The organism is Micromonospora sp. NPDC005161, from assembly GCF_053599855.1.
Window position 1 is genome coordinate 1 of sequence record NZ_JBSFYQ010000097.1, and the last position, 6,686, is coordinate 6,686.

The following is a 6,686-nucleotide window of genomic DNA, read 5'->3' on the forward strand; positions in this document are numbered from 1 at the left end:
TCCCAGCCCCCGGCTGACCTCCGGCCAGCCCTCAACCCACGACCGGAGGACCCAGGAGACCACGCCCGCCGACGCGACAGCCGGCCAAACACCACGCCCACCCGAACCCAGCATCGATCAACTGCGATGCAACCAGGCGGGCGGCGCCACCACGTCAGCCCCGCGAATGATCGAGGCTAGCGATCGCGGCGATCGGCTCCAGCCGTGCTTTCTCATGTGCGGTGTCACGCCGCGGATGCTGCGGCGCAGCTCGCCGCTTGGGGCGTGACACTGTGCAGACCGGCACGATGAGAGGACCGGGGATGGACGTGCTGATGTTCGCCACCGTCGCGGTGCTGGGGTTCACGGCGTGCGCCGAGTTCGGTTCCTATGCTTTTGTGCATCCGGTGGTCAAGCGTCTGGCGCCGCGTGACCACATCCTGGTCGAACAGGGTCTGCTGCGTACCTTCGGCATTGTGATGCCGGTGCTGATGACGGCTTCGCTCGTGCTGGCTATCAGCTACGCGGCCCGCCCTGATGGGGCGGGGCTGCCCGAGGTGTTGCGTTGGGTTGCGGCCGCGACCTGGGCCACGGGCATCGTCACGACCGTGGTCGTGAACGTGCCGATCAACCTGTCCACACTGCGCTGGGACAAGGATTTCCCTCCGGAGCGCTGGCAAGAGCGCCGTAACCGCTGGGAGTGGTTTCAGGGATACCGTTCGTGGGCCTATCTCGCGGCCTTCCTGCTCGTCGCTCTCTCGGTCGCCACGGTCGGCTGAGAGAGTGTTGGGTTACCCCGTTGACTACGTGAAGTGAGTCGACGGGATCCGTTGTGGTGTAGGGGATTACAGAAGCGGATACCGGATCAAGTGCGACCGGCTTGCCGACGGCCAGTCGCGGTCAGTACCCGCCCGGCTTTGGATGCGGTGCCCGTGGGACGAGGTGGCGTGGCCTTAGTGGTCGTCGTCTACCTCGTAATCTTCCGTACCAGGACGGCCTGAAATGAGGCGCCTCATGACACTTCAGGTCAGGAGTTCGCGGGCCAGGGCCTCGGTCCACCAGCGTTCGACTTGATCGGGTTGCCAGCCGCGTTCGTCGGTCAGTGTGGTGTAGACGTCGATGTTGCAGATCGCCGCGTAGATATCGACGGCCGACGGTATGTCCAATCCTTGCCGGAGAACGCCGCCCGGCCACGACGAGAACACCTGGATCCTGGTTTCGTCCCCCCGCTGACGGCCGTCGCGGTAGACGCTCGCCAGGTCGGGCTCGGTGCGGCCCGCCTCGCGCACGAGCGTGATGACGTCACCGGCGCGCTCGAAGAGGCGCCGGTCGTAGCCGGCCATCGCCGCGAGCTGCCGCACCGGATCGTTCTCGGCCCCTTCCAGTTCGGCGAGCGACTGCGATGGATCCGCGGCGATGTCTGCCGCGTCGGCCAGGGCTCGGGTCAGCCCGGTCTTGTTCCCGTACACCGCGTAGACGGTCGGCACCGAGACCCCGGCCTCCCGCGCCACGTCACGTACCGTGGTCGCCGCCCAGCCCCGGGAGAGGAACAGCCGACGAGCGGCGCTGGCGATCTCACCCCTGGTCTCTGCCGCTTGCGCCGCCCGGCGCAGCGACTCGTACCTGCGCCTGCCTGCCTCGGCGGTCATGGCTTGCCCCCTTCGGTTTCCGGAACTTATATTGAATACATGTCACGTAAACTCGGTGTCGAACGAAGCACCTGGACGTTCTCACGGATCGCCGGACTCGCCGGACTCGGCTTCGCCATCCTGATCGTCTCCATCAACGCCTTCCTGGTACCAGCCGGCCTGCCCCACACCGGTGCGGAGACCAACGACGTTGTCCAGTTCTTCACCACCCAACAGAACACCGTCGGCCTCGCGTCAGCACTTGCACCGATCGCCTGGGTGCTGGCCACCCTGTTCGGCGCCGGCGCGGTCTCCGTGCTGTGGCGATCCGACCGCGAGCAAGGCACAGCCTGGTCTCTGGTCGGATTCGCCGGGGTGATCCTGCAGAACATAACCTTCAGCGGCGTGATGGCCACGCGGCTCGCGCTCGCGTCAACGACCGCGCAGGACAGCAGCACGATCGCCGGACTCTGGGCACTGCACAACGCGCTGTTCATCTTCAACGGCACCTTCCTGGCACTGGCCATGACCGGCCTGTCCATCAGCGGCCGACGCGCCGGCCTGATCCGCCGCTGGCACAGCGGGATCGGCCTGCTGGCCGCCGCACTCCAGTTCGGCTCGGCCGTGCTGAGCCCCCTGGTCATCGACGACCCCGGTCCGGTCGGTCTCCTCGGCCTTGTCAGCTGGCTGATCTGGGTCGTGTGGATCGTCGCCTACGGCATCACCCTGATCCGCCTGACATCCGTTCCCATCCAGGCGATACCGAATAACCGACGCACCGGTCCCGTTGAGTCATTTCGATCAGACCAGCGGCAGGCCGATCTACCCGACGGCCAGCGTCGCCATCCAGCACAGCAGCGCGTCGAACCGCCGGAGAGCGCGCAGGCATAGACATCCGCTCATCGACAGAAGCGGAAGCCTGAGCGGCTTGCAACACTCAAGAGGTCCCTCACGTACTCTAATGATTCAGGGCAGAATAAGCGGGCTTGGTGGGCTCCGTGACTCGGCCAGCGTCGAGAACAGCCCGATCGGCGGCAAATCCAAGCACCTGATCTCGACGCAGGCAGCGGCAGAGGTGTGGCGACGTCATCATTGCCTGGATGACGCACGTCGGCCGCGTCTCCGGACCGGCCACTGCCCTGAGCCGCTACCAGGTCCGGTGTCTGCTCAGCCCCAAAACCGCAGCAACCCTGATCGAAAAGGGTTCGTGCACCGCCACATCCGCTTTCGCGTTTGCCCAGCTCAAGAGCTGTCGGTGGGCCGGAGGTACCACCATGCGAACCAGTCGGCGACCATCACCGGTGGCCCGCTCCCACTCTGCCTACCCAGGTCGCGACGGTAGTCGACCTCCGTCGACGAGGCAATCGGACGGGCCGCGATCACGTCAACCTTGACTCGCAGCGGGATCGCGGCTTCGGAGCCAGATCTGTGCCAGGTATCACGTTCCGGCGCACCAGCCGATCATCCGGGTGCGACGGCCTGCCGCCCATGCAGCGAAGCCCGGTCGGCCGCGGCCCGGCCCGACGCCCAGCCCGCCCGGTTGCTGATGGCCGTCGCGTGCTGGGTCGGCTCGGGGAACTGCTTTTCGAAGGCATCGCGCACCGCGTCGTCGCGTGCGGCGAGGACCGGCAGCAGTTGGGCGGCGTCCGCCGACGCGTTCATCTCCCGGTCCACCCCCTCGGTGGCGGCGTCGAGCCGTTCACCGATCCGCGATGCGTACGCGGTCAGGAATGACTGCCGGAACGAGCGGGTCGTGTTGCGTCCGTACTTGTCGGTGCTCGGCTTGGCCTGCGTCATCGCCCTCGTCGCCTGCACGAGCAGCGAGGTGAACAGCAGTTCGGTCGACTCCAGATCGGCCGGAAAGCCGACGATGGTGGTGAAGCCGAACCGCTTCATCCACACCGCCCGGCAGCTGTTGGCCTCTGCGACGACCTGTAGCAGCAGCGTCTTCGGCGCCTCGTACGGATTGTCGATGCCCACCCTGCGGGTGACCGGCTGGTCACGTTCGCCCGTCGTCGCGGCGAGCAGGGCGTGATCGATGCGGTGCCGGGCCATCAACTCCTGCGCCTTCGCCGTGAACGCGTCGGCCTCCTCCGAGAAGTCGGTGGACTCCGCCTTCGCCAGCAACGCCCGAACCCGATGGAGCATCCGCTGATCAAGATCGACCGGCGGTGTCACCGCGGCGGCCCCGGCGGTGCCCGGCATCGGACCGACCGGCTCGATCAGCGGCAGCGTCGCGAGAAGGCAGAGCACCTCGATCATGGTGGCGATCACACCGCCGCGGTCGAGGCCCTGCCGCTCGCCCCAGACCGTCAGATAGTGATCGTCGTGCTCCCACCACACCCGCGCGTCGACGGCAGTCAGCTGCGACTGCCACCGCGGATCGACGGTCGCGGTGGAATAGCTACGCATCTGCGCCGCGACGGCGTCGACCATGAGCCGACCGTGACGGGTGCCGTACTCGCGGCGGGCCACCCGTACCAGCTCGGCCGGCTGCCAACCGCGCCGCCAGGCGTGCTCGACCTGCCGGAGCAGATAGGCCAGCAAGGCCCGGTTGACGACCTGGATGCCGGCAGTCCCGCCGGGACCGGCAGTCAGCAAGGCGCGGCAGCGGTCCAGCTCGGCGGTCTCGTCGCGGTGCTGGGCATGCACCGCCTGATCGATGATCTGCTCCGCGAGCTGACGCTCGGACGGCATGTGCGGCCCGCCGAACAGGCCCTGCAGGTCATCATGACCAGAGGTCCCGGCGGCCCGCCGACGCTGAGCCGCCTCGGCGGCCTTCCGCTTGGCCTTGTGCCGCTCACGACTGTTCTTGCCCATTGGCCTCCTCGCGGCCCGACGGCCACCAAACCACGCACGTTACCAACCGGACCGAGGGACACCCCCACGGCTCGACGACGATGCCAGCGAGCCGGGCACGGCGATCCGGTTATCGAACCGCCATGTCGGTAGCGAGCCGATCATTTTCGGGCTCATCGAACGGGTAGGGCGTAACCCAGCGCCTGCAACGCCCGGCGGAAGGCCGGTTCCTGTTCCATTGGGACGGCGAGGTGCCGTTCACCGATCGCAGTGCAGAGCGGCCGGAGCCGGCGGTCGTGATGGATCAGTGCGGCCAGTGCCGGATCGGCGCATTCGATCAGACGCACCTGACCGAGGTCGCGTAATCGCCCGGCCCGGGCGGTCACGTCGTCGAGCAACACCAGCAGAGCGGCGGGCAGCTTGGGCTGCGCCAGGCGACCAGCCAGGAAGTCGCGGAGTTGGTCGGCGCTGCGACCGGCGGCGACGGCGGCGAGTACGCTGTCCGTGGTCAGCGTCCAGACCCGTTCGGCGGTCCGTTTCGCATAGGCGTCGAGGACGAGGCGGTCGGCCGGGCTCAGCTCGCCGGTGGCGACCACATCCAGATTGGACAAGACCTTCAGGTTACGGATCGGCGCTGCGTCCGCCGGCGGCCGGTACGACCCGGTCAGGCCGAGGGCATACGCACCGAGCCCGGTGAGACGCAGCGCCCGCAGCCCGTCGTAGCGGCTCAGGTAGTCGAGGTCGTCGGCGCCCCAGTTGCCGTGGTAGTCGTCGCGCGCACCGACTGGCCCGTCATAGGCGACGTCAACGAGGCCCAGCGTGGCCGCGTACTCGAAGATGACCGCAAGGGTGTACCGGCCCTCCAGGATATCCCACTCACCGAATCCGGCGTAGCCGAGACTGCCGTACTGAGCGTCAACCAGGTAGAGCTTCCACAGCGCCCGATCACTGCGCGCAACCGTGGGCGAAAGGCCCGTATCACGCATCGAGGCAAACAGATCATCCACCTCGACCCAAGCGCCGGGACGGCAGGTGGCCAGCGCCGCCGACACCCGCTGCCGCTGCGTCGGGTCGGCTCATTGTCTTCGGCGACGCCGGCCCACCAGTGCTGTCTTGGCTGGCCAGAACCGACCTCAACCCTGCCCACTACGCGTTGATGCTCGCGCCGCATCACGGCACCCAACATCTGCCGTCGCATCTTAGGGTGACCGCCGATCTGTGCGTTGCGCAGAACGGCAGCAAACGGGGCCAGGGACTGCCCCCGGTTCGGTTGACTCCTGACCTGTGAGGATGCGTTCCTCGCTGGAAGGATGTCTGTCATGCCGAAAGCGTTCCCGCCGGAGTTCCGCCGTGACGTGGTCGCGGTCGCCCGTAAGGGCGAGGCGCCCCTGTCGCAGATCGCGAAGGACTTCGGGATCTCCGAGTCGTGTCTGCACCGCTGGCTCAAGCTCGCCGACATTGATGAAGGGGTCCGTCCCGGGACCACCGGCAGTGAGTCCGCTGAGCTGCGGGAGCTGCGCAGGCGTAACAAGCTGCTGGAGCAGGAGAACGAGATCCTGCGTCGAGCGGCGGCGTTCTTCGCCAAGGAGATCGCCCCAAAATGATGTACCCGCTGGTCGGTGACCTGGCCGCGGACGGGATTCCCGTCGCGGTGACCTGTCGGGTGCTGGGCTTCAGCAAGCAGGCCTACTACACGTGGCGCGCCAACCCGGTCACCCGACGGGACCTCAACGACGCGTATCTGATCAACGCCGCCCTTCACATCCACCACGACGACCCGGCGTTCGGGTACCGGTTCATCGCCGATGAACTACCCGCCCACGGCATCACCGCCGGCGCCAATCGGGTGGCCAGGCTCTGCAAGGTGCAGCGCATCTGGTCGGTGTTCGCCAAGAAGAAGGGGCTGACCCGGCGGGCCGGGCCGCCGGTGCACGACGACCTGGTGCAACGCCGCTTCACCGCCGATGCCCCGGACCGGGTGTGGCTAACCGACATCACCGAGCACCCCACCGCCGAGGGCAAGCTGTACCTGTGCGCGATCAAGGACGTGTACTCCGGCCGGATCGTCGGCTACTCCATCGACTCGCGGATGAAGGCATCCCTGGCCGTCGCGGCGTTGTCCAACGCGGCCCGACTCCGGGACCCGACCGGCACGATCGTGCACTCGGACAGGGGCAGCCAGGGCGGATTCAACTGGTCGTCGCAACACCTTGATCACGGAGGTTTGCGATGGGGCGCGGCAAGAGGCAGATACCTGAGGTGCCGGCTGGTGCGCGGCGC

Annotated in this window: 5 protein-coding genes and 1 pseudogene; 3 read left to right on the forward strand and 3 right to left on the reverse strand. The window is 67.5% G+C overall.

Annotated elements, in window-relative coordinates; all coding sequences use genetic code 11:
- Window positions 1-302 precede the first annotated feature (302 nt).
- Window positions 303-758: a DUF1772 domain-containing protein gene (locus tag ACWD5O_RS36650; RefSeq protein WP_196926089.1), complete on the forward strand. Its 456-nt coding sequence runs from the start codon at window positions 303-305 to the stop codon at window positions 756-758.
- Between the two features lie 243 nt (window positions 759-1,001).
- Here ACWD5O_RS36650 and ACWD5O_RS36655 read toward each other — a convergent pair whose 3' ends face one another.
- Window positions 1,002-1,628 carry a TetR/AcrR family transcriptional regulator gene (locus tag ACWD5O_RS36655; protein WP_354968709.1) on the reverse strand — a complete coding sequence of 209 codons (627 nt, stop codon included), beginning with the start codon at window positions 1,626-1,628 and terminating at the stop codon, window positions 1,002-1,004.
- A 39-nt stretch (window positions 1,629-1,667) separates the two neighbouring features.
- Between ACWD5O_RS36655 and ACWD5O_RS36660 the strand changes: the two genes are divergently transcribed.
- Window positions 1,668-2,498 (forward strand): hypothetical protein, encoded by an 831-nt coding sequence (locus tag ACWD5O_RS36660; RefSeq protein ID WP_354968708.1) that lies wholly within the window; start codon window positions 1,668-1,670, stop codon window positions 2,496-2,498.
- A 570-nt stretch (window positions 2,499-3,068) separates the two neighbouring features.
- Here the strand turns inward: ACWD5O_RS36660 and ACWD5O_RS36665 are convergent.
- Both ACWD5O_RS36665 and ACWD5O_RS36670 read right to left on the reverse strand, forming a co-directional pair.
- Window positions 3,069-4,304 carry a DUF2786 domain-containing protein gene (locus ACWD5O_RS36665; protein WP_387329868.1) on the reverse strand — a complete coding sequence of 412 codons (1,236 nt, stop codon included), beginning with the start codon at window positions 4,302-4,304 and terminating at the stop codon, window positions 3,069-3,071.
- Between the two features lie 275 nt (window positions 4,305-4,579).
- Entirely contained in the window at window positions 4,580-5,458 is an 879-nt protein-coding gene (locus ACWD5O_RS36670) for a helicase-associated domain-containing protein (RefSeq protein WP_449940459.1), read from the reverse strand.
- Between the two features lie 267 nt (window positions 5,459-5,725).
- On the opposite strand from ACWD5O_RS36670, the pseudogene ACWD5O_RS36675 reads away from it, so the two are divergent.
- Window positions 5,726-6,686 (forward strand): annotated as a pseudogene (locus ACWD5O_RS36675) (IS3 family transposase); the annotation flags it as partial.

What these genes read in the sequence shown, in the direction of transcription:
- ACWD5O_RS36665 (WP_387329868.1), bottom strand. Translation starts at nt 4,304, where the DNA reads ATGCCGTCCGAGCGTCAGCTCGCGGAGCAGATCATCGATCAGGCGGTG.
- ACWD5O_RS36655 (WP_354968709.1), bottom strand. Translation starts at nt 1,628, where the DNA reads ATGACCGCCGAGGCAGGCAGGCGCAGGTACGAGTCGCTGCGCCGGGCG.
- ACWD5O_RS36660 (WP_354968708.1), top strand. Translation starts at nt 1,668, where the DNA reads ATGTCACGTAAACTCGGTGTCGAACGAAGCACCTGGACGTTCTCACGG.
- ACWD5O_RS36650 (WP_196926089.1), top strand. Translation starts at nt 303, where the DNA reads ATGGACGTGCTGATGTTCGCCACCGTCGCGGTGCTGGGGTTCACGGCG.